Raw genomic sequence first — 24562 nt, 5'->3', positions numbered from 1 at the left:
CCCCAGCCCCACGTGCCGTCACTCATGCTGAGCTTGCCGTCGGCGCCGAAGATGTTGTTTATTCCTGTCTCGTTCTTCAGGTATCCGTACATCGCATTGACGCTGGCGCCAAGCGAGAGCTTGTCAGTGACGCGCAAGGCGATCGAAGGCAGCAGCGAAGCACCGATCAGGGTCGCTTGCTGAACGTAGTAGCGACCGGCCCAGTTGTCGTTATAGTCGAGCACCGAACCGAAAGTGCTGGTCGCGGCCAGGCCGAGTTTCAAATCGGGCGAGACGCTGTAGCTGAGGAACAGTCCGCCGCCAGGAAACCAGCCGTTGTCGCCGATGACCTTACCGCTGCTGACATTGCCAAGTCTGGGCGAGCTGGCGCCGCTGTTGGAGAACTTCATGTCGCTGTAGAGCAACTGCGTGCCGAGCTGAACCTGGGTGCCGTCAAGTCGCACCATGCCCGCCGGATTGGTCAATACCGTGGTCGCATCCTGCGCGCGCGCGGCGTAGCCGGCGGCGGCGAGGCCGACGTCCTCGGTGCCGACTTCATAAACGATTATGCCACCGGCGATGGCGTTGCCGCTGGCAAGCGCGCCAAAAGAGAGGGCCATGGCGGCAAGCAAGGCATGGTTTGTTCGCGTGCTGGAGGGAAAAAGATTCATTGATACTCCTTTGCTCAACTTTCGTCGCCGGCCAGCAACCGACGAGGGTCGCTGTCCAACAAATTAAACAAATCGAATAACGGCTTCGGGCACGCTTCTCAGAAGCGTCCGATGAAAGTCGCGCCGAAGAGCGGCGCCGGGTCGAAGTCCTCCTCGCGCAGCTTGTTGCCGGACGAGGTTTCAACGCGCATCTTGCCGCCGGCCACGACGCCGCCATAGAGGTGCAGCGCCATCTGGTCGGTGAAGTTACGCGTCACGCGCAGAAACACCGGCACGCCGCTCTCCTGGCCGACGCCGTTACGCACCGGGCCGCTATCGCTCAGGCGAAAACGCAGGACCCGGTAGGAGGCGCCGACACCGGCCGTCCAGCCACCATCGAAGCGGTAGTCAAGTTCGAGGCCGGCCGGGCCGGTCGGGCCGCTGGCGAGGGGGTTGATCAGGCGCCAGCGGTCATTGAGGCGCCAATCGACGATCAGGAAAGGAAAGACGCTGGTCTTCTCGATCTGCGAGAACACGCCGACGCCAAGGCCGAGACGATTGCCATCCTCGAAGCGCCTGGTTCCGGAGACCGTGGCGCCCCACGTAAGCGAATCGCCGGTGTTCGCCCCATTTTCCTTGAACCAGTCTACCGAGGGCGAGACGCCAACGCTCCAGCCGTCTCCCACCGCAAACGAGAGCGGTACCGACACGCCGTAACGCTGAACAACGTCCCACGGCGCTACCCGGCCGAAAGCGCCCGTGTTGGAGAACGAATAGTCGAGGTAGTCGTAGGTGAGTGTGACCCCCGCACGATTGCCTCCGCCAAGGTCTTTGGAAACCCCACCGCGCAGGATCGCGCCGCCAACGCTGAAATCACCCCCATGGTCGAGGTCGGCGCTGCCCTGGTAGACCGGCGTGAGCGATACGAATCCTTGCCAGTTACTCGTTTCGTCACCGTGCACAGAACCCGCGACCAGCAACAGCGTGGCAAGCGCCATCAGGGTCGGAACGCGCCATAAATTTGAATTCATCAGGATCTCCTTCGCTATGTGTCAGACGGCCTGAATGATAACGTTGACCAGCGTGCAAGCGAGTCGAGATTCACGTCGTACCCGCATTGTCCAAATTATGCTGTTGCATCAATGCGACAATCCTGCAGGGCACATCGCCGCCGTCATTCCGGGCTTGACCAGGAATCAGTTCGTTGATCAAACTGTTCTATTTACATCTTTATCAGATAAACGACTCTGGATTCCGGCTTGCGCCGGAATGAGCGCGAAGCCCGGCCTCGGGCCACGGAGGACTGTTAGAACAAATTTACCCTGCAAATCCGGTTTGACTTCCCTCTGGGGAACCGGAACACTCAGCCACTTGAAGTACAATCCGCCGACCCAACCCCTTTCTTCTGCTCATGTACCGCAAACTTTCCAGGCAGCAGTCCAACCGGCTTGAGCAGCGCACGCTGCGATTGTCGCTGTTCACGATCATCGGCCTGGCGATCGCCGGCATTGGCTACGGTCTCTACATCGGCTCCGAGGCGGTCATGCTCGACGGCTTCTATGCGCTGACCAGCCTGGTCGGCTCAGGCCTCTATCTGCTGGCCGCGCGGGTCGTCGAGAAACCGGCCGACCGGCGCTTCCAGTATGGCTATGCGCACATCGAGCCGCTGGTCAACAGCTTCAACAATCTGATCCTGCTGGTCGTCCTGCTCTATGCCCTGTGCAACGGTCTCGAAGGCCTGCGCACCGGCGGCAATGAGGTGGACGCGCTCAGCGTGGTGCTCTACAGCCTGGTCAGCGCCGTCGTCTGCGCCCTCGTATGGATCTACGAGAAGCGCGTGGCGAAACGCACCTGCTCGCAACTGATCCGCAACGACGCGCGCGAGTGGATGATCAGTATGGGTTTCAGCCTCGTCACGCTGCTTGGTTTCGCCATGGTCTGGGTGTTGCCCGAACCCTATCGCGGCTGGTGGGCGCGCTACGCCGACAGCGCGGTACTGGCGCTGATGGCGCTATTGCTGATTCCGCTGCCGCTGAAGATCCTGCACAGCAACCTGCGCGAGGTGCTGCTCATTACCAGTCCCGACAACGAGATCGTGCAGCGCGTTGAAGAAGTGATGCAACAGATCCGGGCCGAACACGATATCGCCGAGTACAGCGCGCACATTGCCAAGACCGGGCGCATCCACTTCATCGAGATCAACTTGGTGGTCGGGCCCGACTTCAAGCCACGCGGCGTTCCCGAACTCGACGAGTTGCGCGCCCGAATCTGGGACGTGATCGGCCTGCCGCTCGAGCAGGCCTGGCTCAGCATCCTGTTTACCGCCGACCCGCGCTGGAGTTGAGGTAACACCGCTCGATACGTAGCAAAAGGTCCAGGGGCCAATGGCACTGGCTTGAACCCATCGACCGACTATTCGCCAAAGCTGGTCACACCGGCGTAGGTCGGTGTCCACAATGGCTTCCCCGCTAATGGATCCCGGCTTGCGCCAGGACGACGCGACTCCTCAGATGTCGAAGGCATAACAGAAATTTAACAACCACCAAAAATCTTCTATACAAATCATGCTATTAACGCGTGCTGGTGTTTCTGCCCCCAGTTTTGCTCGTAATATCATGATCAGCAGATCAGTTTTTTTGTTCCTCCCGGCGTCGGGTTGATGGTCAGCGCCTGATAGATTGCCATCAACGCGGATTCGGCCACCGTACTCTTGCGCACATGTATTGCGCGCCCGTCCTTGCGCCGCAGACTGCTTGTCACCCGAAGCTGAACCGAAAGCGTCTTTCTCAGGGTCGCCCAGGACTCATTGATCCCGGCCTTCTTCAGTTGTGTGCGCAGCACCTGCACGCACTGATACACCAGTACGGTGATAAACAGATGCCCATCCGAGCGACCCTCCTACTGATGAAATACCGGGAGCAAGCACAGTTCGCTCTTCAGGCTACGAAACACGTTCTCCAGATCGGTCAGCATCGTAAAAGTGCGCCACAGCCGCTCCTCATCCCATGTCATTTCCTTGTTACGCAAGCACACAGAGTTTCAGCATGGGGATTCGCTACGGGGCGACTTTTTGTTCACTGCGCCTGGTTAACCAACGGCAGGCAACGCATGATGAACTATTCGACGGGAGGGGGTGCGGAAAGCCGATCACTCGTTTCCAGTACCGGCACCCGGTAGGCTTCGGACGCCCAGGCGCCGAGATCAATCAGTTTGCAGCGCTCCGAACAGAACGGACGAAAGGGGTTGGCTACACTCCATTCCGACTCGCCGCCACATTGCGGGCAGCGCACGATGGTTAAACCCATTGACATCAAAGCGTGCAGAAGAGCATGTCAAATGCTACATCCGTCTCGGCTTGAGGCGATCGATGATCGTAGTCGGGACAGGTAAAACGGATATTCAGCGCATACTTGTTGGCGCTGATTTCCGGAACAAACGCCACCGGCTTGCTGAGTGAAACGCGCACCATCTGAGCATTGATTCCACCCAGCATCAACTGGAAAGAGCCGCCTTCGGCGACCTTATGCTCCATACGTCCGCTGCTGCGCAACAGCCTGAGAACGATAGCCAATCCGCTACGCAATGGCATGAATGGCCGGAGCCATGCGAGTAGCGCCTCGCGACGTGCATCGGGTGTCTGGTGCTGCCAGTAGTGGTAAGAGGGCAAATCGAATTCGCAAACACCGCCCGGGATGGCCGCACGACTCTTGATCCCCATCAGCCAGTCGTTATCACGGAGATACTGCCCAATCTTGCCGGTCATACCGAGCATCGCCGCTGAGGACTGTTCAATTTCGTAGAGTGCACCGGAAAGTGCCTCTTCGGATATCTCCGGATTATTGCGAAAGACCAGCAGGGACTGGCGTTGGCGTTCAAGCTCCTGAATCAGATCCATCTTGAGGTCGGCACGACCGGCGACCTCCAGAATCTCGAACAGTGCCAGCAGAACAACGTGATGTTCGCGCGGCCCCTCCTGCTCTACAAAGTAGATCGCCTTGTCGAACAAATCCTCAAGGCGTAACAGCGTGCGTATGCGCTCATTGAAAGGATATTCGTATGTAATCACGCCGCCGCCAGGTCAGAAAACGAAAAATTGAGATCATTCTGAGGCATTTGCAGCAAAATCTCAACGGTCTGCGTTAAGTATATTTGCATTATGTCGTGCGCCGGCAAGTTCAAGATAGCGCTGATGCAGGGTATCAATCCGTGCGCGCAGATTTTCCCGGCCTTGGGTATTCTCAAGAACGTCATCGGCGGCCGCCAGTCGTTCAGCCCGCGAAGCCTGTGTGGTCATGATCGCACGGACTTCTTCATCCGTGAGGCCGCTACGCGCCATGACGCGTGTAACCTGCACCCCCTCGTCGCAATCGACCACCAGAATCCGGTCAACCCGCTGCCGGTAGCCGCCAGACTCAAGGAGCAAGGGCACCACCAGCAGCACATAAGGCGCCCCGCTTGCAGAAAGGCAACGCGCCTCGCTCTCGCGGCGGATCATCGGATGCAGAATGGCCTGCAACCGTGATCTGGCCGATGGATCGGAAAAAACCAGGCGGCGCATCGCGGCACGATCCAGCCCCCCCTCTGCGCGCAATACGGAATGACCAAACACCTCAGCGATTTCTGGTATCGCTGCGCCCTGCGACCCAGTCAGTTCATGGGCGATGACGTCGGTATCGACGACCCGCGCACCGAGATCTGCAAAAATATCGGCCACCGTACTCTTGCCGCTGCCAATACCACCGGTCAGGCCAACGACGAAACTCATTGCGCCGTCTTCGCCTGATTGTTACAGGCTCCCGGCTTGCTTCCCGGGAGCGCTTCGGCAAGGGCCTGGCGCAGCGCTTCGGTCTGCGCTACCGGACCGTTAATTTCGAGCGAGTCCGACAGCGGTTTGAGATTGCGTTCGGCCACCCGGGCGGACTTGACGCCCTTGGCACGCAGGATTTCGAGATGCGCCGTGGCTGCCTCCCGGCTCGAAAACAAGCCCAGTGAAATGGCCCGGTTGTTCGGCCCGCTCTCCTGCACGACAAAGAACTCGGGAATGCCGAGTCTTTTCAGCTCGGCCGCTTTATTGTCGGTCTCCTGCTTGCTGGCTAATGGAGGAATAAAGACCCAGTAGCTCGCACTGCCCGCGATCTTGGTGCGCTCTGCCTTGAATGCCGGCCATTTTTCAGCCAGCAGACTTTCCAGGCGGACAATTTCCACAATCGGCAAATCGCTCAACAGGATGCAGGTCTGTACGGTCTTGTTTTCAACAGCCTTTGCCACACTGTCAGTCTTGATCTTTTCTGCCGGCGCTTCGTCGCGTGCAACAATGCGGATCTGATCGGCCAGCAGTTGCTGCTGCACACGCAGGGAATCAGGATTGGACGAGGAACCGAGATAGCCGTGCGTCCACGCCAGAAAGAACAGGTTGGCCAGTATCAACAGAAATACAAAGGCGCGCATATGACGGGTTTTCCTTTGCGTCAGCCGAACTTCGGCAAATGCTGCAGTGAGGCCTTGATCGCTTCTTCAGGATAGTCGAAGTCTTCCAGTTCACCCGAGAAATAACGGTCATAGGATGCCATGTCGAAATGGCCGTGGCCGGTCAGGTTGACGAGGATGGTCTTCGCCTCGCCGCTCTCCTTGCAGCGTAGCGCCTCGTCGATGGCGGCACGGATGGCATGGTTCGACTCCGGTGCCGGTATAATGCCTTCGGCATGGGCAAACCTGACGCCGGCTTCGAAGGTCGCCAGTTGCGGAACGGCCATCGCTTCAATCAGCCCTTCCTTGTAAAGCTGCGAGACGAGCGGCGAAGCGCCGTGATAGCGCAGACCGCCGGCATGGATTCCCGGCGGCATGAAGTCATGGCCGAGGGTGAACATCTTCATCAGCGGCGTGAAGCCGGACGCATCGCCAAAGTCGTAGGCATATTGGCCCTTGGTCAGCGACGGGCAGGACGAGGGCTCGACCGCCACCAACCGCACCGGCTTGCCATTGCGCCCGCCGGCCGCATTGTCGGCAATGAACGGAAAGGCGATACCGGCAAACGAGGAACCGCCACCGCAGGGCGCGAAGACGATGTCCGGCCAGTCGCCGGCGAGTTCAAACTGCTTTCTGGCTTCCAGCCCGATGATCGTCTGATGCAGGGCAACGTGATTGAGCACCGAGCCGAGCGCGTAGTTGGTGTCGGCGCGTGAAGCCGCCTCCTCGACCGCCTCGGAAATCGCCAGTCCGAGCGAACCCTTATTGTCCGGGTCCTTTTCCAGTGCAGCGCGTCCGGTCTGCGTCATCGCCGACGGACTGGCGAACACCTCGGCACCCCAGGTCTGCATCATCGAGCGGCGGTAAGGCTTCTGCTGGTAGCTGATCTTGACCATGTAGACGCGCACTTCAAGCCCGAACATCTGCCCGGCCAGCGCCATCGAACACCCCCATTGCCCGGCGCCGGTCTCGGTGGTAATGCGTTTGATCCCCGCCTGCTTGTTGTAATAGGCCTGCGCCACGGCGGTATTGGGCTTGTGCGAACCGGCCGGCGAAACGCCTTCATTCTTGTAATAGATTCGGGCTGGAGTACCGAGCATCTCTTCGAGCCGCGCGGCGCGCACCAGCGGCGAGGGGCGCCACAGGCGATAGATTTCGCGTACCGGCTGCGGAATCTGTATCCAGCGCTCGCTCGACATTTCCTGCTCGAGAATGGCCATCGGGAAGATCGCCCCCATCTGCTCCGGCGTCGCCGGTTTGCCGTCCGGCGCGAGCGGCGGCAAGGGCGGATTCGGCATGTCGGCCACCACGTTGTACCAATGCGTCGGAATTTCGGATTGGGGCAGGACGAAGCGAAGCGACTCCATTGAAGTTCCCTGAAACTTGTTATTGGTTGGAAAGCTGCAAGTATAGCCGGGGCCAGAGCGTCATGCAGCAAGCGTAGCTTGAGCGATTGCATTTGAATTGCACCGGAGCCCTGTAGGTCAGGTTAGAGCGCAAGGCATAACCCGGACACGCTGGCGAAACGTCGGGTTACGCTGTCGCTAACCCGACCTGCCAAGTCTGAAGCGGATAGCGCTGGGGCAGATCAAGTCGCGGGTGTTTTCGAGCACGTTCCGCGCTCGACCTCGCGTCTCTCCACCCGCTTCGGGGCGAAGGCGGCGATCAGTTGCCCGCAGGCGGCACGCGCGGCGATGCTGTTGTCCTGACTGAAGTTGCAGACGTAGAGGTCGAGCGTGACGGCGTTCAGTTCTGGCCAGGTATGCACTGCCAGATGCGATTCGGCGAGAATCACCGCGCCGGTGGCGCCGGCCGGTTCCGCGTCGCTACCGAACTGATGGAAGATCTGCCCGACCGGCGTCAGGCCGGGTGCCATGCACACCGCCAGACACAGTTCGCGCAGCGCGTCGACGCTGCGCAGCAGGCGTGGCTCGCAGCGACAGTCATGGAGTTCGGCGATGAGGTGCAGACCATTCATTTCAGTTGTTCTCAGCTTAGCGAAGTTACAAAGTTTTTGCCCATTCGGCGCAGCGTTCTTTCTGCCGCCAGTACCCCGCGATACTGCGCTTCCTCGAACAGCGAGAAGCCGCTGACGTCGGCGTGGGCAAAGCGCAGGCGCGCGCCATCGGCGGCAAACATCCGGCGTGCGTCACCCCAGATCAGCCCCGGTAGCGGGCGCGCCATGGCGTGCGCGTTGCGGAAGATATCGAGGCGCGTTGTCACCTGCCGGATGTCGGGATGCGGCCGTTCGAGTTCGGCAAGAATCTGCTCGGCCCAGGCCTCGCGTGAGGTGTCCTGCAAGGCCGCCCTGCCCTGTTGCGGTGACATGCCGGCCAGCGCACGGTAGTAGGTGAACACGGTGGCGCCCGGACGCATGCGCATCTGCTGGTGCGTAGCCACAACGTAGCCCAGACCGGGGCTGTCGTAAAGCACATTGTCCCAGGCCATTGCGCTGCCGGCTCTTTCCCCCGGAAAGCGCGAGAGCGTCAGGTTGGCGACCAGCCAGGGGGCGTGGGAATAGCGGCGGGCGGCGGCCTTCAGCGAGTCGTTCCCGACAAGGACATGAGGCACGAGAAAGAGCGGCGCCGCCCAGATCAGTTGCTCTGCGATCACGCGCAGTGTGCGCTGTTCTGCCGGCCGCCAAAGGTCGACGTGCATCTGCCCGTCCACTTCGGCAACGCGGAAAGCCAGCGTCCCGCCCAGCAGGCGATCACCGGCGCGTGCCTTGATGCCTTGCGCCAGGCCTTCCGCCAGCCAGCCATTGCCGCCCGGCGTGGTGAGCACGGTGTCGCTCGCCGCGTCCTGCGCTTCGCCGTTGCGGCAAGCAAAGTAGTGGATGCCGGCCCACGCCGATACTTCGGCGCTGCCCGTTCCGTAATCGTCGCGGCAGGCATAGTCGACGTACCAGTGCAGGTGTGGCGAATCCAGACCTTGCGCCAGCAGCCAGTCGCGTAGGGTGAGCCGGTCGAGCGCCAGCAGGTCGGGAGCGCGGCTGGAGAGTTCCATGGGCAGGGCAAAGGCGCGCTGTTGACCATCGCGTCGCTGCTTGAAGGCATCCATCAGGACATAAAAGCGCCGGTACTGTTCGCGCTCTGCAGCACTCACGCCGTTCTGCGGCAGGACGCCATCCTGCCACCAGCCGTTGCGGTACAAGCGCTCCTGCGGCATGGCGCAGAGGTAGCGTTCGTCATAGATCGGGCGTGCGGCACGCGCATCGCCGTGCAGGACGCCGAGTTCGGCCAGCAACTCGCGCACCGCAGTAGCCTCAAGCGTCGGCAATGGAAGGTAATGCGCGGCGAGCGGGTAAGCACTGACTTCGTTGCGGCCGGCCCGGGAATTTCCTCCCGGCCCGGCTTCCAGTTCGACCATCAGGAAATCATTGAAGCCCGCTTTGGCAAGTTTCCATCCGGCTGACAGTCCGCCGATGCCGGCACCGACAATGAGCACCGGAACGCGCCGGGTTTCAGACGCTGGCGGCAGATTGCTTTGGCGCAGACGGTGACCGGTTTCCAGTGCCGTGCCGAGCAGTTCGCCTGGCGGCAAGGGGATACTGGCCGGCGCGTCGCACCCGGTCAGCGACGCCAGACCGGCGGCGGCCAGCGAAGCGAGGAAATCGCGTCTATCCATTGCGTGGCATACAACTCGGTCGCAGGCCCGCGAAGCAAAATTGGCAGGGTGTGAAAAACCAGGACAAAACGCTCTCAACGCAGAGATCGCAGAGACGCAGAGAAGGGAAAGATTCTGTTACACCAACGATTTTCTCGGCGCGCTCTGCGTCTCTGCGTACTCTGCGTCGAAAGAGGTAGATTTTAAAATTCATAGTCGCCCTGGTTCAGCGGATGACCTGCCGCCACTCGCTTTCGAAGTAGCGCACCAGCACCTGGTTGTTGAGCCGGTTGACTTCGGCATCGACACGCGCCATGTCCTTGGGAAACTGGAACAGCGCCGGGGTGGCTTCAGGCGTCAGGAAGCGTGTTGCAACGGCATAGCTGGCGGGGGGCCGATAGGCACGGCGACCGGCCAGCACGAAGCCCCATTCGCCAAAAGACGGCACCAGCGCATGATAGGGCGTGGTAACGAAACCCACGCTCTCCAGTGTGCTGACGACGCACCAGAACGATTGCCGGGCGTAGAGCGGTGAGGTGGATTGGATGACGGCCAGCGCACCCGCCGTCAGGTGCTTTTCAAGCAGACGATAGAAGGCCGCGCTGTAGAGTTTGCCGATGGCGAAGTTGGAGGGGTCGGGGAAATCCACCACCACGAAGTCGAAAAGTTCCGCGTTGTCTTCCAGCCATTTCAGGGCGTCGGCGTTGATCACTTTGACCTTTGGCGAATGCAGCGCATCCTCGTTAAGCTTGCGTAGCGCAGCGGCCGTCGAGAAAAGCTGTGTCATCGCCGGGTCGAGGTCGACCAGCGTTATTGACTCGACCTGCGGATACTTCAAAATCTCGCGCACGGCCAGGCCGTCGCCACCACCGAGCACCAGCACGCGTCGCGCTACGGGCAGCGTAGACAAACCCGGATGCACCAAAGCCTCGTGGTAGCGGTATTCGTCGCGCGAACTGAATTGCAGGTTGTTGTTCAGAAACAGGCGCAGATCGTCCTTCCAGCGGGTAATCACGATGTGCTGGTAGGGCGAGGTTTCGTTGTACACGATCTCGTCGGCATAGAGGTGCGCCTCGGCCAGCGAGGTGAACTGGCCGGCAGCGGCAAAGCCGATAGCCAGTACGCCAAGCGAGACAAAGGCCTGCGTCTTCAGCCAGAAGGTATTGCGCAGTTGCTCGCGGAAAATCCACAGCGCCCATAGTGCTACCAACACGTTGAGCAGGCCGAAGAGCAGGCCGCTGCGTACCAGCCCGAGCTGTGGCACCAGCAGCAAGGGAAAGAGGATGGAGACGGCGAGCGCGCCAAGATAGTCGAAGGTGAGCACCTGCGAAACGAGATCTTTGAAGCTCAGGTCGCGCTTGAGAATACGCATGATGAGCGGTATTTCCAGCCCGACCAGCACACCGATGCCGAATACCGCGAGATACAGCGCCACCTGGAAAGGCGTCGTGAACCAGACGAAAATGAAGAAAAGCGCCGCCGCAGAAAACCCGCCGAGCACGCCGACCATCAGCTCGATCTGAACAAAACGTGCCACCAGATTGCGCTCGACATAGCGCGACAGCCACGAACCGATGCCCATGGCGAACAGGTAGGTGCCGATGACGGTGGAAAACTGGGTGATCGAATCGCCAAGCAGATAGCTCGACAGCGCACCGGCGATCAGCTCGTAAGCCAGGCCGCAGGAAGCGATGATGAAGACGGAAAAGAGGAGAGCCTGATTCATCCTTAAAACCGCAATATGGCGTGCTGCCAATATCGTAAGCCCTCATCCCCAGCCCTTCTCCCGCAGGGAGAAGGGTGCAAACCCCCTCTCCCTGCGGGAGAGGGATGGGGTGAGGGCCAAAAACTGGCCAACCTTGTTGTTGCGGCCAATTCGTCGCGCTTAACTAAGGTTTTCAGGTTCATTCAGGGATCTTCAATCGTTGTTTTTTATATGCCAATCAGATTTTTCTGGCACACCCACGGCACATAAAATGCTGGACTTACTTGTGATACGCCCGGCTTGAGCTCCCTGAAAGCCGCGAAGTCTGTGCGGCGGCACTTTGCTCGAAGAGGTTCCAGCCCTGATACTGGGCGTGGGTAAAGAAAGCCAGCGCAAGCAGCCCGATGACGAGGTTGGTCTTGATCATCTAATCGTCCCCATCGCTTCCCGAGTCACCAAAATCAATCTCGCTTTCATCACCCCCGCCGAGATCGCTTTCGTTCCAGCGTCGCGCTTCGAAGGCATTGCGCCGCCAGCGTGAATAGAGCGGGAAAACGACAAGAAAGATCATCAGGAGCACATAGTTGGACCAGGTCACCGGATTGCGTACGACTTCAATCGTATCGAACACGGCGGCCCGCCTGTCCTTGCCCAGTTCGTACTCGATGGTCAGGTAGTAGTTTCCGGGCGGGACGTCCCTGAAGGCGATGGCATCGTCCCTGGTTCCTTCCGACCAGCTTTCGCCATCATCGACACCCCGGTAATAGCTGACTTCCTGCGCGCCCTGATAGGCTTCTCCGGTTTTTTTCTCGACCAGTGTGGTGGTGATATCGACCCAGTTGTTATCGACGTCGGTGCTGTGACGCACGCGCAGCGTTCGCGCCCGGCTTTGCAGGGTAAATTCCTGCGTGGTCAGCGTCGCGTCCTCATTGTGCGGCGAAAGAACCACCTGCTGTTTGAGGACAAGATGCGAGGAGAATATGAAAACGAAAGCCAGTTGCACCAGCGTTGCCGCCAGCGCCAGCTTCCAGAACAGCCGGCATACACCGCGATGCCGTTCGCTCAGCGGGTTGGGCTGGTTGGCAAAGACGCCGATCCGTGCCGGCGGCGTAAAGCTGATCTTGAACGCGGCACACAGATCTTCCGGCTCCAGATACTCGCTCAGCGACCAACTGGCTTCCTTGTCAGTCACCTCGCGCGAGAGCATCAGCGGCGGACAGATGTAGTCCTCGACCAGGCACGATTCGCCAACGGCGACACGCCAGTAGAATTCGCCGACGACGTAGACGACTTCCGCCTTGCCAGAATTGAACAGCTTGAACTCACCGTCCTTGCGCTTGAATGAAGCCTGCCCGCGACTGACCGGCGGCGGACTGGACAGGGTACGTGCAAAGTTCCAGTGCCCCTGATATTCCGTCAGCCAGGCAAAGCCCTGTTCGGCGTTGAACAGCAGGTATTCGGACCACGCGAAGTCTATGCCACCCGATTGCGTACTGCGACGCAGGAAACCGATGGCTTCCCACTCGATGTCGTGCAGCTTGCCCTTGCTGCCGAGCGGCAACCACGGCTCGATGCGCATCGACTGCGCGGCGCGCGCCAGCAATTGCACGTTCTCGTTGTCGATGCCGATGATCGAGCCGCAACTGTCACAGGCGACGCTTTCAATGGCGCCGGAGTGCACACTGAGCGGCGACGCGCAATGCGGGCAGTTGAAAGCACGGGCCTTGACACTTGGCGTGCCGCCCGCCGTCGCCGCAGCGGAATCCTTGAGATGGCTGAGCTTGAGTTCGTCGAAGGTCACCGGATAGCCGACAAAAACCAGTGGCGGCGTTTCGCTGTAGTCGATGGTGACAAAGCGGTCGCTGCTTCTCAGGTCGGCGGTGTTGACGTCGTAGCCGGCCTCGACCCTGAACGGCAGTTCGCCCTGCCCGGAGATGCAGCGCGCCGATTCGAGATCGGTGACGGTAAAGGGGCGTCCGGCAACGCTGATCTGCATTTCCGGTGCCAGCGTTTCGAATGCCGGCAGTGTTTCAGTCACCGGCACCAGCGAACTGACCACGTATTCGCCTCCCGCCTCCGATAGCCACGCGCTGCGCGCGTCGTCGAAGAGGATGTGCCACTCGTTCCAGAGGCCCGACTCGTGCCTGAGCTGGATACGCCCGATGACGACAAAGTGCAGCCCGCGGTAGCTTCCCTCACTGCCGATCTGGATCAGCGTCGGGTCGTCCATCAGATCGGCCATGCGCCCGAGGTTTTTCAGATCCTCGCCATCACGCAGCAGAGTGCTGCGACAGAACTCGCACACGGCATAAACCGAGGCCGCCGAGCGGAAGCCGACCGGAGCGCCGCAGGAAGGACAGTTGGCGGTTTTCACGGAAGGCCGGAGTGGGTTGAAAAGCTGTCGTTTCAGCCCAGCTTGCCCAGCAACTCGGCTTTCTTGGTATCGAATTCGGCTTGCGAAAGGATGCCCTTGGCCACCAGTCCGTGCAACTTCTCCAGCGTAGAGACCACCTCATCGGCACTGACGGGTGGCGCAGCCGCAGTGGCCGGTGCAGGAGCAGGTGCGAAGGCCGCTGCGGCGGGTGCCGCGCCCGGCTGCATGGCTTGCGTCATGGCCTGCGCCATGCCTTGCCCGATGCTCAAGCCAGCGCCCAGACCGGCACCGATGCCAGCCAACCCGCCTTCGTTCTGCGCCGCCAGCGGAATGCTGTTAGCCACCTGATACTGGGTAAAGCGCCCCATGTCGCCGATCATGTTCATGCCGATCTTGGTATCGAGGATCTTCTGCAACTCTTCCGGCAACGAGACGTTCTGCACGACGAAACTGTCGAGTTCAAGGCCATAGCGCTCGAACACCGTTTTCATCTTCCATTTCAACGCTTCGCTCAGTGCTTCCTGATTGGCCGCCATGTCGATGAAAGGAACGCCCGAGTCGCCGAACAGGTCGGTCATGGTGCCGATCACCAGACTGCGCAACTGGCCGTCAAGATCGTCAACGCCGTACTGCTCGCGCGTTCCGGAGATTTCCTTGTAGAACCTGCCCGGATCGGTGAGCTTGTACGAATAGATGCCGAAGGCACGCATCCGCACCATGCCGAAGTCCTTGTCGCGGATAGTGATCGGATTCGGCGTTCCCCACTTGCGGTCGAGTTGCAGGCGGGTCGAGAAGAAATAGACGTCGGACTTGAAGGGCGAGGCGAACAGCTTGTCCCAGTTTTTCAGGTTGGTCAGGACCGGAAGCGTCTGGGTCGTCAGCTTGTGCAGTCCGGGGGCGAAGACGTCGGCCACTTGGCCTTCGTTGACGAACACCGCCATCTGCGAATCGCGCACCGTCAATTGGGCGCCGTTCTGGATTTCGAAGTCCTGCATCGGGTAGCGGTAGGCCAGTACGCCATCGCTTTCCTCTGTCCATTGAATGACGTCGATAAACTGTTTCTTGATGAAATCCATGAGTGCCATGTCGATCTCCCTAAAGGAATGCTACCGTATGAATTCTGAATACATCACTTGACACAAGAGAACACCGGGACTGTTTCTAGAACGCCAACTCACGGTGAGCCCCTTTTTCTATGTGTTCTTTGTACTCTCTGTGCTCTCCGTGTTTGAAGCCCTTGCAACAGCATCTGCCGGTCAATAAGTCATGCAGGCCGCATTGGTCAAGCCAACGGTAAGCGAAAGACCGGCAAGAAAGGTTGCCGGCGCCACTTTGCCGGCGGGAATATCCTGGGTCATATGCGGCAGTGCAAAGCGCGCCACCAGGTACGTCAGGATCTGTATGACGCCGGCAATCGCTCCCCAGGCGGCAAGATCGGCCAGCGTATCACTATGGGCAATGACGTTGGCAACCGGCATGGCAAACCCGATCAGGGCGCCGGAGAGGCTCACCGCCGCCGCCGTGTTGCCCTGCCGGATCAAGGCCATTTCGTCATACGGCGTGACGTTGACATAAACCAGATAAAATACGGCAAGCAAGGCCACGGCTACTGCGAAGTAGGACAAAAAAGCAGGCAGCAGGGACAACATTTTAGGCAACATGAGATTTCTCCAAATCGCTGCAACAGGATCCAGCACGCAAACGCCACCGGACTGATCCGGCCACACCATGTGCAAGATTACTGCGAAGTGCCAAAACGCACCAGACCATCGAGAATCAGATTCTCCACCTGTTGGCACGGTATGTTCAAGTGCGGTGCAATGCGCTGTGCGGCACCGCCGGTCAACAGGCAGATCGCCCCCGGCTGGTCAGCCAGAGCGCAGAACATGCGTTCGATGGCACCGATCTGGGCGTACAGACAGCCGCTGACAATGGCATCCATGGTCGTGCGCGGCGCAGAGCGAAACTCGCCTTCCGCCAGCGGTAGTTGCGCCGTGTTGCGCGCCAGCGACGCGCGCATCAGGTCAACCCCGGGCATGATCAGGCCGCCGAGGAAATCGCCGCCGGCATCGAGCCAGTCAACAGTGGTCGCCGTTCCCGCACAAACGACCAGGCAGGCACTGGTGGTCAGACCGTGGGCACCGATCAGTGCCGCCCAGCGGTCGGCTCCAAGTTGTTCGGGCTGCTCATAAGCATTGCGCACACCACAGACCCCGGCGCTGGAGCGCAGCCACAGCGGCTGAGCAAAGCGCGGTGCGAGCGCCGCACCGATCGCTTCTCCAACCGCCTCGCCGGCCACGTTGCAGGCGACAATGCGTGCGGCATCCGGCCACCCGGCGGCCAGCCCGGCTAGGCCTGCAGCTTCAGTGCTCGGCAGGGCGCCTTGCGCGAGCCAGGCCGTCCCGTCGTGGGCACCCCACTTGATGCGCGTGTTGCCGGCATCGATGGCGATGATCATGCCGCACGCAAGGAAAGGTCGCCGGACAGGCAGCGCTCGACGCCTGCTGCCGTCTGCACCAGCAAGGCACCGTCGATATCGGCACCGCGGCAGACGCCCTCCTTCTCCAGGCATCCGTCGCGCAGCACCTGTACCGGCTTGTCCTGCCAGGCATTCCGCGCCTGCCACTGATCACGCAGCACGGCAAAGCCCCCCTGCGTGAAGCGATCAAAAACATGAGCCAGTTCGATCAGGAGTTGTGCGAACAAGACATGGCGTTCCGGCAGCGGCGAGATGATTCCATCCAGTGCGGCAGGAGGGAGCGCAAAACCCTCGCAATCGACGGGGCTGTCGGGCAGGCGCAGATTGAGGCCGACGCCGATGACCGCGAGTGCGCCATCCCGAGCGCTCTGCAACTCGACAAGTATGCCGCCCAGCTTGGCGTTGTCATGCAGGATATCATTCGGCCACTTGAGCAGAATGCCCGCAGCACCACAGAAATCAAGCGCGTGCACCACGGCGACCCCGGCTGCCAGCGAGAGTCCGGCCAGCCGTTCGAGACCACCGTCGAAGCGCCAGAGTACGGAAAAAGTCAGGCTAGCTCCCGGCGCGGCGAGCCAGCGCCGCCCGCGACTGCCGCGTCCGGCGGTTTGCCGGTCGGCAACGATGACGCTGCCGACCGGCGCCCCCTGTGCGGCACGCTTGAGCAACAGGGTACTGGTCGATTCACACTCGGCGAGCGAATCGACATCGAAACGCCCGTTCGCATCCCCGAGCAGGGCGGACAGTCGAAGCGGGTCGATCAGCAGGGATGGAGGAGAGTCAGTCATTGCAACGGCATCTATCGAATGCCGCCATTATGGCCGATTATTCCGGCGCATGCTCCGCATCGTTGCTGCGCCCGGCGCCGAGGCCCAGTTCCTGGATCTTGCGCGTGATGGTGTTGCGGCCAATGCCCAGGGCCAGCGCCGCCTCGATCCGCCGCCCCCCGGTATGGGCCAGCGCACGGGTAATCAGGACACGCTCAAAACTGTTGGTCAGTTTATCGTGAACCTTGCCGTCATCGCCCGCCAGCAAGCGGTCAACCTCTTGTGCCAGCGCGCTCTCCCAGTCGACGCCCAAGGAAACCTGTGTCGAATCACGCAGTTCTGCAGGCAGATCGGCTAGATCAACCTGCTGCCCCGGCGCCATCACGGTAAGCCAGTGGCAGATGTTTTCCAGCTGACGCACGTTGCCCGGAAAATCAAGAGATGCCAGATGACTGAGCGCCGCATCGGAAAACCGCTTGGCCTCGACCCCCAGATCGTGCGCGCTCTTCTGAAGAAAATGACGCGCCAGGATCGGGATATCCTCACCGCGCTCGCGCAAGCTCGGCAAACGCAGGCGAATAACGTTGAGCCGATGAAACAGATCCTCGCGAAACAGGCCTTCCTTGACCCGCGTCTCAAGGTTTTGATGCGTGGCGGCGATGATGCGGACATTGGCCTTGATCGGTGAATGGCCGCCAACGCGATAGTAGTTACCGTCGGAAAGGACGCGCAGCAGGCGTGTCTGCAATTCGGGAGGCATGTCACCGATCTCGTCGAGGAAGAGCGTGCCCCCCTCAGCCTGCTCGAAACGACCGCGCCGCTGCGTAGCGGCGCCGGTAAAGGCACCGCGCTCATGGCCGAAAAGCTCGGATTCAAGCAGATCCCTGGGGATTGCTGCCGTATTGATGGCAATGAACGGCTTGTCGGAACGAAGACTGTGCCGATGCACGGCACGTGCCACCAGTTCCTTGCCCGAACCCGATTCGCCGGTGATCATCACCGTCGCGTTCGACTGACTCAGGCGACCTATGGCACGAAAGACTTCCTGCATGGCCGGTGCCTGACCGAGAATCTCTGGTACCAGACCGATCTCTGCCGACGCACCGACCTGGTGCGAGCTCTCGTCAATGGCGCGGCGAATCAACTCCATCGCCTGATCGACATCGAAGGGCTTGGGCATGTACTCGAAAGCGCCGCCCTGGAAGGCCGCGACCGCGCTGTCCAGATCCGAGTAAGCGGTCATGATGATGACCGGCAGGGAAGGAAAACGCTCCTTCACCTGTTTCAGCAGATCAAGGCCCGACTCGCCCGGCATGCGAATGTCCGATACCAGCACCTGCGGGGGCTCAACGCCCAGATCAAGCTGCGAAAGGGCTTCGCTGGCCGAGGCAAAACTCTTGAAGGGGATCTGCTCGCGGGCCAGGGTCTTTTCCAGTACCCAGCGAATCGACTTGTCGTCGTCGACGATCCAGACCGGTTTCATTGATTTTCCAGACTTCATGAATTGAATGAATACCCTTTAGCAAATAGCTTGCCATTATCAACCTATACAAGAAAGTAAAGTATGGGTAGCTGGCAGGTCGGGTTAGCGAAGCGTAAGCCGACGTTTCGCAATAAGTCGGCTACGCTTCGCAGGCAGTTGCCATCACCCGGCAATCAGCGGCATCCGGATCGTAAAGCAGGTGTACCCCGGGCGACTCTCGCACTCGACGGTTCCCTGATGCTGTTGAACAAAGCTCTGGGCCAGCGTCAGGCCGAGGCCGCTACCTCCCTGGCGACCGGAAACCAGCGGAAAAAACATGCGCTCACGAACATCGTCAGGTATGCCCGGGCCGTTGTCGATCACTTGCAATTCAAGTGCCAGACGGTAACGCCGCTTGGCCAGCGTGACCTGCCGGTCGACCCGGGTGCGCAGCGTGATCTGCCCTGTTGCGGGCACGCTGTCCGACTGCCCCTTGATGGCCTGCGCTGCATTGCGCGCGATATTGAGAACGGCCTGAATCAGTTGCTCGCGATCGCCCACCAACTCGGGCAAACTGGTATCGTAATCGCGGATCACCGTGAGCGTTTGCGGGAATTCAGCGGACAGCAGGCTGCGCACTCGTTCAAGTATTTCGTGAATATTGACCGGACCCGGCTGCATCGGCCGATGTGGCGAAAGCAACCGCTTCATCAATTCCTGCAGGCGGTCGGCTTCCTTGATGATGACCTGCGTATATTCGCGCAAGCCTGGGTTGTTGAGTTCATGTTCGAGCAACTGTGCCGCTCCGCGAATGCCACCCAGCGGGTTCTTTATTTCGTGCGCCAGATTGCGGATCAACTCGCGGCTGGCGAGTTGCTGTTCAAGCAGGCGCTCTTCGCGCGTTGCTTTCAACTGCTGATCGATCGGCCACAGCTCGACCAGTAAACGCGCCTCAAGAGTATCGGTCGGGCTGACCGTACAGTTCAGATGCAGGACCACGCCATCGCTACGTTCAAGTTTGATGCTCTGCCCGGTGTAGCTCCAGCCCAGCGTCAAGGTATTATCGAGCGCTTCCTGGAAGGCAAGGGGGCATTCAACGACACTTTCGAGGCGGCATCCGACAGCGGCTCTGCTGCTGATGGCGAGCAGATTCTCTGCGGCGGAATTCATGTAACGGATGGCAAAACTCTTGTCAAGCAGAATGACCGGCGAGGACAGCAGATCCAGCCCGCCAAAGGGGTTGGGCACAATATCAGGCATGCGCATCGGGCAGAAAAGTTGCTTGAGTCCGGATCAGCGGAGTTTGGAAATTTCTTTCTGGATGGCCTCGATATTGCGTTCGTGCAAGGCCACCTTGTCCCGGTAAGGCTGCAAACGCTCTTCAACCTTGCCGCCGCTGATACCGCCACCGCCTTTGTATTGCATGCGTTCTTCCGGCAACACGATGGCTTCCTGTTCGGCGAGATCCTTCTTCGCCTGTTCGAGATTCCTCTGCTCGGCCGTCAGTTCACTGTCGAGAATACGCCGACGATCGGTATCGCGCGCCTTCTGCGCATTCTCATCAACCTTCGGGAAAGTGGAGGGAGTCGGTGTTTTTGTCGCCCCTCTATTTGCAGGAACCGAAATCGGAGCACCCAGATCCATGGGGGTGCACTTGGCTCCCTTGGGGCCGGACTTCATGTTTGAAAACGATTTGTGTCCGCTTTCATCGACGCACTGATACATGGTATCCGCCTGTACCGGCAGCGCCGCCAGAAAGAGCAATACGACAGGGAAATAAAGCCTTTGGCAATTCATCGCGTTCCTATTCGTTGGTTGTAGCCAGCATTCCGGGGTCAATCACGTGTATCAGTGTATTGGATGCCCCAATGAATTACAAACGCAACACACCTGTTTTCGGTGCACAAAAAAAGGACGGGCAAGCCCGTCCTTTCCTGAATGCAGCACTAACGGAGTATCAGCAACTGTAGTAGAGGTCGAATTCGACCGGGTGAGTTGTCATGCGAACCTTGTTGACTTCGTCCATCTTCAGTTCGATGTAGGCATCGATCCAGTCGCTGGAGAATACACCGCCACGGGTCAGGAACTCGCGATCCTTGTCGAGTGCGGCCAGCGCTTCTTCGAGGCTGGCGCAAACGGTCGGGATCTTTGCATCCTCTTCCGGCGGCAGATCGTAGAGATTTTTGTCGGCAGCATCGCCGGGGTGAATCTTGTTCTGGATACCGTCCAGACCGGCCATCAGCAGCGCCGTGAAACACAGGTACGGGTTGGCGATCGGATCCGGGAAGCGGGTTTCGATACGCCGCGCCTTGTCTGAGGCCACGTGCGGGATGCGGATCGAAGCGGAACGGTTTTTCGCCGAGTACGCCAGCTTGACCGGAGCTTCATAGTGCGGAACCAGGCGCTTGTATGAATTGGTACCGGGGTTGGTGATGGCATTCAGCGCCTTGGCGTGCTTGATGATGCCGCCGATGTAGAAGAGCGCCATTTCGGACAGGCCGGCGTAGCCGTTGCCGGCGAACAGGTTCTTGCCGTCCTTCCAGATCGACTGGTGCACGTGCATTCCCGAACCGTTGTCGCCAACGATGGGCTTCGGCATGAAGGTCGCGGTCTTGCCATACTGGTGCGCAACGTTATGCACCACGTACTTGAGGATCTGCGTCCAGTCGGCGCGCTTGACCAATGTGCTGAACAGGGTACCGATTTCGCACTGACCGGCCGTGGCTACTTCGTGGTGATGAACTTCGACCGGCACTCCAAGCTGTTCGAGCGCCAGGCACATGGCGGAACGGATGTCGTGCAGGCTGTCGACCGGGGGAACCGGGAAGTAGCCGCCCTTGACTGTCGGACGGTGACCCGAGCCACCGCCGCTATCGCTCTTTTCACCGGAAGTCCACGCCGCTTCCTGAGAATAGATTTTCAGGCTGCAGCCGGACATGTCGACGCTCCAGTCGACCGAATCGAAAATGAAGAATTCGGGTTCGGGGCCGAAATAGGCGGTGTCGCCAATTCCGGAAGACTTCAGATAGGCTTCGGCGCGTTTGGCGATCGAGCGCGGGTCGCGGTCATAACCGCGGCCGTCAGCCGGATCGACGACGTCACAGGTCAGAACCAGAGTAGTTTCGTCGAAGAAGGGATCAATGTAGGCCGTCGAAGGGTCGGGCATCAACTGCATGTCGGAGGCTTGAATCCCCTTCCAGCCGGCAATTGAAGAACCGTCGAAAGCGTGGCCGTTCTCAAACTTGTCTTCGCTAAAAGCGCTGACCGGAACGGTGACATGCTGCTCCTTGCCACGGGTATCGGTAAAACGGAAGTCGACGAACTTGACGTCGTTTTCCTTGACCATCTTGATAACATCTTGCGGGCTTGCCATTGCAAAGTCTCCTCAGCGGGTGCCGGTGATTCCGGCGAAGATAGAAAAAAAAGGTGCGATGGCTATTAGCAGAAACCATGCCACTCCATGCACCACGAACCAGCAATTGTGACATAAGGTATTTTGGCTAATCCAGAGATTTTATATGCACTAAATTGGTGCAATTTGTTGGTTGATTGCACCATGTCAGCGCATATTCAAACACATCAAGGAACTGCATACGTGATGCAAGTGTTTTATACTTGAATCTCTTTATCCGGATAGCGCTACCGCCCATGGGAAAACTGACCGATCTCCTGAATCTCGCCCAGACGCGTGCTCGCGAACTCGGGTTACCCTATGCCGGCGCACTGACGCCAAAGGAGGCCTGCGAGATCTGGCAGTTGGCACCCGGCGCCCGGCTCGTCGACGTTCGCACCCGCGCCGAGTGGGACTGGGTTGGCCGCATTCCTGGCGCCGAGGAAATCGAATGGATGAGCTACCCGAGCAATCAGCCCAACAGTCATTTCCTCGCGCAATTGAAGAAGCAGGTTGACCCGGAAGCGCTGGTCATGTTTATCTGCCGCAGCGGCATGCGCTCGCACCAGGCGGCCTGTCTCGCAAGCCAGGCCGGCTACAGCGGGAGCTACAACGTGCTTGAGGGCTTTGAGGGCGACAAGGACGCCAGCGGGCAACGCGGCAAAACCGGCGGCTGGCGCCAGGCAGGCCTTCCGTGGACAAGCTGAAGTCTCTTAGTTGAAACCTATTCCTGCCCTGGCAGTCTTCTAAACCATTTACGGTCACGATTTGAGATCAAGCCATGCAAACCGCAACCATCGCCTTTGACCGATTCAACCAACTGCACGACGACGCCTGCCACGAACGAATTCGCGCTGCCCGCGCCAGGCTGGGCGACAGGGCCGTCCTGCTCGGCCACCACTATCAGCGCGCCGATGTCTATCAGTACGCCGACCTGACAGGCGATTCGCTAAAACTCTCGCGTCTGGCCTCGCAAGCCGACGCCGAATACATCGTCTTCTGCGGCGTGCACTTTATGGCCGAGGTCGCCGACATCATGTCGAAACCCCACCAGAAAGCCATTCTGCCCGACCTGGCGGCCGGGTGTTCGATGGCCGACATGGCCAATCTGGCCAAAGTCGAACGCTGCTGGCGCGAACTGAACGAGGTACTCAACGCCGAGGAAGCATTCACTCCGGTAACCTACATCAACTCGGCCGCCGACCTCAAGGCGTTCTGCGGCGAGCATGGCGGTATTGTCTGCACCTCGTCGAACGCCGGTACGATCGCCCAATGGGCCTTCGCGCAACGCCCGAAGATCCTGTTTTTCCCCGACCAGCATCTTGGCCGCTGGACAGGCTACACGATGGGCATCCCGCTCGACGAGATGATGGTCTGGGACCCTGACCTCGAACTCGGCGGCTTGACTGTGGAACAAATCCACAAAGCCCGGCTGCTGCTCTGGAAAGGCCACTGTGCGGTGCATCAGATGTTCCAGCCGGCGCACATCCTCAAGTTCCGCAACCAGCACCCGGACGGTCTGGTCATCGCGCACCCTGAGTGCAGCTTCGAGGTGTGCAAGCAGTCTGACTACGTCGGATCGACCGAACATATCGTCAAAACGATCAGGGAAGCTGCCCCGAACACGCGCTGGCTGGTCGGCACCGAACTGAACCTGGTCAACCGGCTGGCCGAAGAGGTCAAGCCCGAAGGCAAAATCGTCCAGTTCATGTCGCCAACCGTCTGCATGTGCTCGACGATGCAGCGCATCGACCCGCAGCATCTGGCATGGACACTGGAAAATCTGGCCGCAGGCAAGGTGGTCAACCAGATCAGCGTACCGCAACATGAAGCCGGGCTCGCCAGGCTGGCACTGGAGAGGATGCTCGCGGTATCGTGAGCGCCATGAAACGCACACAGCTCCACGTTGTCACCTACAACATCCACAAGGGATTCTCGCAGTTCAACCAGCACATGATGGTGCATGAACTGCGCGAACAGTTGCGTGCGCTGGGGCCGGACATCGTCTTCCTGCAGGAAGTCCAGGGAATGCATAGCCGCCATGCCAGGAGAATTGACAACTGGCCGGACGAGCCGCAGCAGGACTTTCTCGCCGAAGATGTCTGGCAGTCCACGGCCTATGGCAGCAACGTCATCTACGACCACGGACACCACGGCAATGCGATTCTGGCGCGCTTCCCGATCGAACATGCGCATAATCAGGATGTCACCCACCTGCGCTTCGAGCGGCGCGGCCTGTTGCACTGCGCGATCAAGGTACCGGGGCTGAAAAAGGCACTGCACTGTGTCTGCGTCCATCTCTCGCTGTTTGCCCGCTCGCGACGCCGGCAACTGGATGCGCTTTCTCGCTATCTGGAAGACATAGCCGAACCCGACTCCCCCCTGATCATTGCCGGCGACTTCAACGACTGGCGAAACGAAGCCGACGAATTGCTGGCGCAACGCCTCGGCCTCTCCGAAGCCTTTGGCGGCGCCTGCGGCAGCCTGGGCTCACCGGGACGCAGCTATCCGGCCAAGCGGCCCGTCCTGCGCCTGGATCGCATCTACGTGCGCGGCTTTTCGGTCATGAACGCCGAAATGCATTGCGGCGATCCGTGGTCGAAAATTTCCGATCACGCCGCGCTCTCGGCCCATCTGCGGCACAGTTCCGGTGGCCACGCACGCTAGGTTTCTGCCGGGCAAC

General features: G+C 59.9%; 25 protein-coding genes. 4 read left to right on the top strand and 21 right to left on the bottom strand.

The window, feature by feature from the left end; all coding sequences use genetic code 11:
* A partial coding sequence (locus JNM42_RS09270; RefSeq protein WP_294268584.1) for an outer membrane protein transport protein occupies window positions 1-650 on the bottom strand: 650 nt, incomplete at its 3' end.
* Window positions 651-748: 98 nt separating this feature from the next.
* Window positions 749-1660, bottom strand: coding sequence for a hypothetical protein (locus JNM42_RS09265; protein WP_294268583.1), 912 nt, complete (start codon window positions 1658-1660; stop codon window positions 749-751).
* Window positions 1661-2040: 380 nt separating this feature from the next.
* On the opposite strand from JNM42_RS09265, the gene JNM42_RS09260 reads away from it, so the two are divergent.
* Window positions 2041-2973, top strand: coding sequence for a cation diffusion facilitator family transporter (locus JNM42_RS09260; protein WP_294268581.1), 933 nt, complete (start codon window positions 2041-2043; stop codon window positions 2971-2973).
* Between the two features lie 275 nt (window positions 2974-3248).
* On the opposite strand, the gene JNM42_RS09255 is transcribed toward JNM42_RS09260, so the two are convergent.
* The 19 genes from JNM42_RS09255 to glnA form a co-directional block, all read right to left on the bottom strand.
* Window positions 3249-3470, bottom strand: coding sequence for a hypothetical protein (locus JNM42_RS09255; RefSeq protein WP_294268579.1), 222 nt, complete (start codon window positions 3468-3470; stop codon window positions 3249-3251).
* A gap of 275 nt (window positions 3471-3745) precedes the next feature.
* Complete coding sequence (locus JNM42_RS09250; protein ID WP_294268577.1) at window positions 3746-3940, bottom strand: DNA gyrase inhibitor YacG; 195 nt, start codon at window positions 3938-3940, stop codon at window positions 3746-3748.
* On the bottom strand, window positions 3940-4695 hold the full coding sequence (zapD, locus tag JNM42_RS09245; protein ID WP_294268576.1) for a cell division protein ZapD: 756 nt from the start codon (window positions 4693-4695) through the stop codon (window positions 3940-3942). Before zapD ends, JNM42_RS09250 begins: the two co-directional genes overlap by 1 nt.
* A 60-nt stretch (window positions 4696-4755) precedes the next feature.
* Window positions 4756-5394 (bottom strand): dephospho-CoA kinase, encoded by a 639-nt coding sequence (gene coaE, locus JNM42_RS09240; protein ID WP_294268573.1) that lies wholly within the window; start codon window positions 5392-5394, stop codon window positions 4756-4758.
* Window positions 5391-6077: an SPOR domain-containing protein gene (locus tag JNM42_RS09235; RefSeq protein ID WP_294268571.1), complete on the bottom strand. Its 687-nt coding sequence runs from the start codon at window positions 6075-6077 to the stop codon at window positions 5391-5393. The genes coaE and JNM42_RS09235 overlap by 4 nt, the downstream gene beginning before the upstream one ends.
* A gap of 20 nt (window positions 6078-6097) precedes the next feature.
* Window positions 6098-7462 (bottom strand): TrpB-like pyridoxal phosphate-dependent enzyme, encoded by a 1365-nt coding sequence (locus JNM42_RS09230; protein WP_294268569.1) that lies wholly within the window; start codon window positions 7460-7462, stop codon window positions 6098-6100.
* A gap of 221 nt (window positions 7463-7683) precedes the next feature.
* Window positions 7684-8073 (bottom strand): adenosylmethionine decarboxylase, encoded by a 390-nt coding sequence (speD, locus tag JNM42_RS09225; RefSeq protein ID WP_294268567.1) that lies wholly within the window; start codon window positions 8071-8073, stop codon window positions 7684-7686.
* An 11-nt stretch (window positions 8074-8084) separates the two neighbouring features.
* Window positions 8085-9722, bottom strand: coding sequence for an NAD(P)-binding protein (locus JNM42_RS09220; protein WP_294268565.1), 1638 nt, complete (start codon window positions 9720-9722; stop codon window positions 8085-8087).
* 205 nt (window positions 9723-9927) lie between these two features.
* Window positions 9928-11427: a polyamine aminopropyltransferase gene (locus JNM42_RS09215; protein ID WP_294268563.1), complete on the bottom strand. Its 1500-nt coding sequence runs from the start codon at window positions 11425-11427 to the stop codon at window positions 9928-9930.
* A 259-nt stretch (window positions 11428-11686) separates the two neighbouring features.
* Window positions 11687-11833: a hypothetical protein gene (locus tag JNM42_RS09210; RefSeq protein WP_294268561.1), complete on the bottom strand. Its 147-nt coding sequence runs from the start codon at window positions 11831-11833 to the stop codon at window positions 11687-11689.
* Window positions 11834-13780 (bottom strand): DUF4178 domain-containing protein, encoded by a 1947-nt coding sequence (locus JNM42_RS09205; protein WP_294268559.1) that lies wholly within the window; start codon window positions 13778-13780, stop codon window positions 11834-11836.
* A 32-nt stretch (window positions 13781-13812) separates the two neighbouring features.
* On the bottom strand, window positions 13813-14865 hold the full coding sequence (locus tag JNM42_RS09200) for an SPFH domain-containing protein (protein ID WP_294268557.1): 1053 nt from the start codon (window positions 14863-14865) through the stop codon (window positions 13813-13815).
* Window positions 14866-15036: 171 nt separating this feature from the next.
* Complete coding sequence (locus JNM42_RS09195; protein ID WP_294268555.1) at window positions 15037-15441, bottom strand: DUF350 domain-containing protein; 405 nt, start codon at window positions 15439-15441, stop codon at window positions 15037-15039.
* A gap of 77 nt (window positions 15442-15518) precedes the next feature.
* A complete protein-coding gene (locus tag JNM42_RS09190; RefSeq protein WP_294268553.1) occupies window positions 15519-16238 on the bottom strand; it encodes a type III pantothenate kinase in 720 nt (239 codons plus the stop codon).
* Window positions 16235-17047: a biotin--[acetyl-CoA-carboxylase] ligase gene (locus JNM42_RS09185; RefSeq protein ID WP_294268551.1), complete on the bottom strand. Its 813-nt coding sequence runs from the start codon at window positions 17045-17047 to the stop codon at window positions 16235-16237. The genes JNM42_RS09190 and JNM42_RS09185 overlap by 4 nt, the downstream gene beginning before the upstream one ends.
* Window positions 17048-17084: 37 nt before the next feature.
* Window positions 17085-18509 carry a nitrogen regulation protein NR(I) gene (gene ntrC / locus JNM42_RS09180; protein ID WP_294268549.1) on the bottom strand — a complete coding sequence of 475 codons (1425 nt, stop codon included), beginning with the start codon at window positions 18507-18509 and terminating at the stop codon, window positions 17085-17087.
* Window positions 18510-18671: 162 nt separating this feature from the next.
* A complete protein-coding gene (gene glnL / locus JNM42_RS09175; RefSeq protein ID WP_294268547.1) occupies window positions 18672-19748 on the bottom strand; it encodes a nitrogen regulation protein NR(II) in 1077 nt (358 codons plus the stop codon).
* A gap of 33 nt (window positions 19749-19781) precedes the next feature.
* Window positions 19782-20285, bottom strand: coding sequence for a DUF4124 domain-containing protein (locus JNM42_RS09170; protein ID WP_294268545.1), 504 nt, complete (start codon window positions 20283-20285; stop codon window positions 19782-19784).
* A gap of 160 nt (window positions 20286-20445) precedes the next feature.
* On the bottom strand, window positions 20446-21861 hold the full coding sequence (gene glnA / locus JNM42_RS09165) for a type I glutamate--ammonia ligase (protein ID WP_294268543.1): 1416 nt from the start codon (window positions 21859-21861) through the stop codon (window positions 20446-20448).
* A 275-nt stretch (window positions 21862-22136) separates the two neighbouring features.
* Between glnA and JNM42_RS09160 the strand changes: the two genes are divergently transcribed.
* From JNM42_RS09160 to JNM42_RS09150, 3 genes are all read left to right on the top strand, one after another.
* On the top strand, window positions 22137-22586 hold the full coding sequence (locus tag JNM42_RS09160; protein ID WP_294268539.1) for a rhodanese-like domain-containing protein: 450 nt from the start codon (window positions 22137-22139) through the stop codon (window positions 22584-22586).
* A gap of 74 nt (window positions 22587-22660) precedes the next feature.
* Window positions 22661-23758, top strand: coding sequence for a quinolinate synthase NadA (gene nadA / locus JNM42_RS09155; protein WP_294268537.1), 1098 nt, complete (start codon window positions 22661-22663; stop codon window positions 23756-23758).
* A gap of 5 nt (window positions 23759-23763) precedes the next feature.
* Window positions 23764-24546, top strand: coding sequence for an endonuclease/exonuclease/phosphatase family protein (locus tag JNM42_RS09150; RefSeq protein ID WP_294268535.1), 783 nt, complete (start codon window positions 23764-23766; stop codon window positions 24544-24546).
* Window positions 24547-24562: the final 16 nt, after the last annotated feature.

The sequence above is a fragment of the Propionivibrio sp. genome (assembly GCF_016790145.1).
GTDB lineage: Bacteria > Pseudomonadota > Gammaproteobacteria > Burkholderiales > Rhodocyclaceae > Propionivibrio.
This window is presented reverse-complemented; position numbering and strand designations above follow the sequence as displayed.

Bases quoted from the DNA above. Each gene is read 5' to 3' on its own strand.
- JNM42_RS09265 (WP_294268583.1), bottom strand. From the start codon at position 1,660: ATGAATTCAAATTTATGGCGCGTTCCGACCCTGATGGCGCTTGCCACG.
- JNM42_RS09260 (WP_294268581.1), top strand. From the start codon at position 2,041: ATGTACCGCAAACTTTCCAGGCAGCAGTCCAACCGGCTTGAGCAGCGC.
- JNM42_RS09250 (WP_294268577.1), bottom strand. From the start codon at position 3,940: ATGTCAATGGGTTTAACCATCGTGCGCTGCCCGCAATGTGGCGGCGAG.
- coaE (WP_294268573.1), bottom strand. From the start codon at position 5,394: ATGAGTTTCGTCGTTGGCCTGACCGGTGGTATTGGCAGCGGCAAGAGT.
- JNM42_RS09235 (WP_294268571.1), bottom strand. From the start codon at position 6,077: ATGCGCGCCTTTGTATTTCTGTTGATACTGGCCAACCTGTTCTTTCTG.
- JNM42_RS09230 (WP_294268569.1), bottom strand. From the start codon at position 7,462: ATGGAGTCGCTTCGCTTCGTCCTGCCCCAATCCGAAATTCCGACGCAT.
- speD (WP_294268567.1), bottom strand. From the start codon at position 8,073: ATGAATGGTCTGCACCTCATCGCCGAACTCCATGACTGTCGCTGCGAG.
- JNM42_RS09220 (WP_294268565.1), bottom strand. From the start codon at position 9,722: ATGGATAGACGCGATTTCCTCGCTTCGCTGGCCGCCGCCGGTCTGGCG.
- JNM42_RS09215 (WP_294268563.1), bottom strand. From the start codon at position 11,427: ATGAATCAGGCTCTCCTCTTTTCCGTCTTCATCATCGCTTCCTGCGGC.
- JNM42_RS09210 (WP_294268561.1), bottom strand. From the start codon at position 11,833: ATGATCAAGACCAACCTCGTCATCGGGCTGCTTGCGCTGGCTTTCTTT.
- JNM42_RS09200 (WP_294268557.1), bottom strand. From the start codon at position 14,865: ATGGCACTCATGGATTTCATCAAGAAACAGTTTATCGACGTCATTCAA.
- JNM42_RS09195 (WP_294268555.1), bottom strand. From the start codon at position 15,441: ATGTTGCCTAAAATGTTGTCCCTGCTGCCTGCTTTTTTGTCCTACTTC.
- JNM42_RS09190 (WP_294268553.1), bottom strand. From the start codon at position 16,238: ATGATCATCGCCATCGATGCCGGCAACACGCGCATCAAGTGGGGTGCC.
- JNM42_RS09185 (WP_294268551.1), bottom strand. From the start codon at position 17,047: ATGACTGACTCTCCTCCATCCCTGCTGATCGACCCGCTTCGACTGTCC.
- ntrC (WP_294268549.1), bottom strand. From the start codon at position 18,509: ATGAAACCGGTCTGGATCGTCGACGACGACAAGTCGATTCGCTGGGTA.
- glnL (WP_294268547.1), bottom strand. From the start codon at position 19,748: ATGCCTGATATTGTGCCCAACCCCTTTGGCGGGCTGGATCTGCTGTCC.
- JNM42_RS09170 (WP_294268545.1), bottom strand. From the start codon at position 20,285: ATGAATTGCCAAAGGCTTTATTTCCCTGTCGTATTGCTCTTTCTGGCG.
- glnA (WP_294268543.1), bottom strand. From the start codon at position 21,861: ATGGCAAGCCCGCAAGATGTTATCAAGATGGTCAAGGAAAACGACGTC.
- JNM42_RS09160 (WP_294268539.1), top strand. From the start codon at position 22,137: ATGGGAAAACTGACCGATCTCCTGAATCTCGCCCAGACGCGTGCTCGC.
- nadA (WP_294268537.1), top strand. From the start codon at position 22,661: ATGCAAACCGCAACCATCGCCTTTGACCGATTCAACCAACTGCACGAC.
- JNM42_RS09150 (WP_294268535.1), top strand. From the start codon at position 23,764: ATGAAACGCACACAGCTCCACGTTGTCACCTACAACATCCACAAGGGA.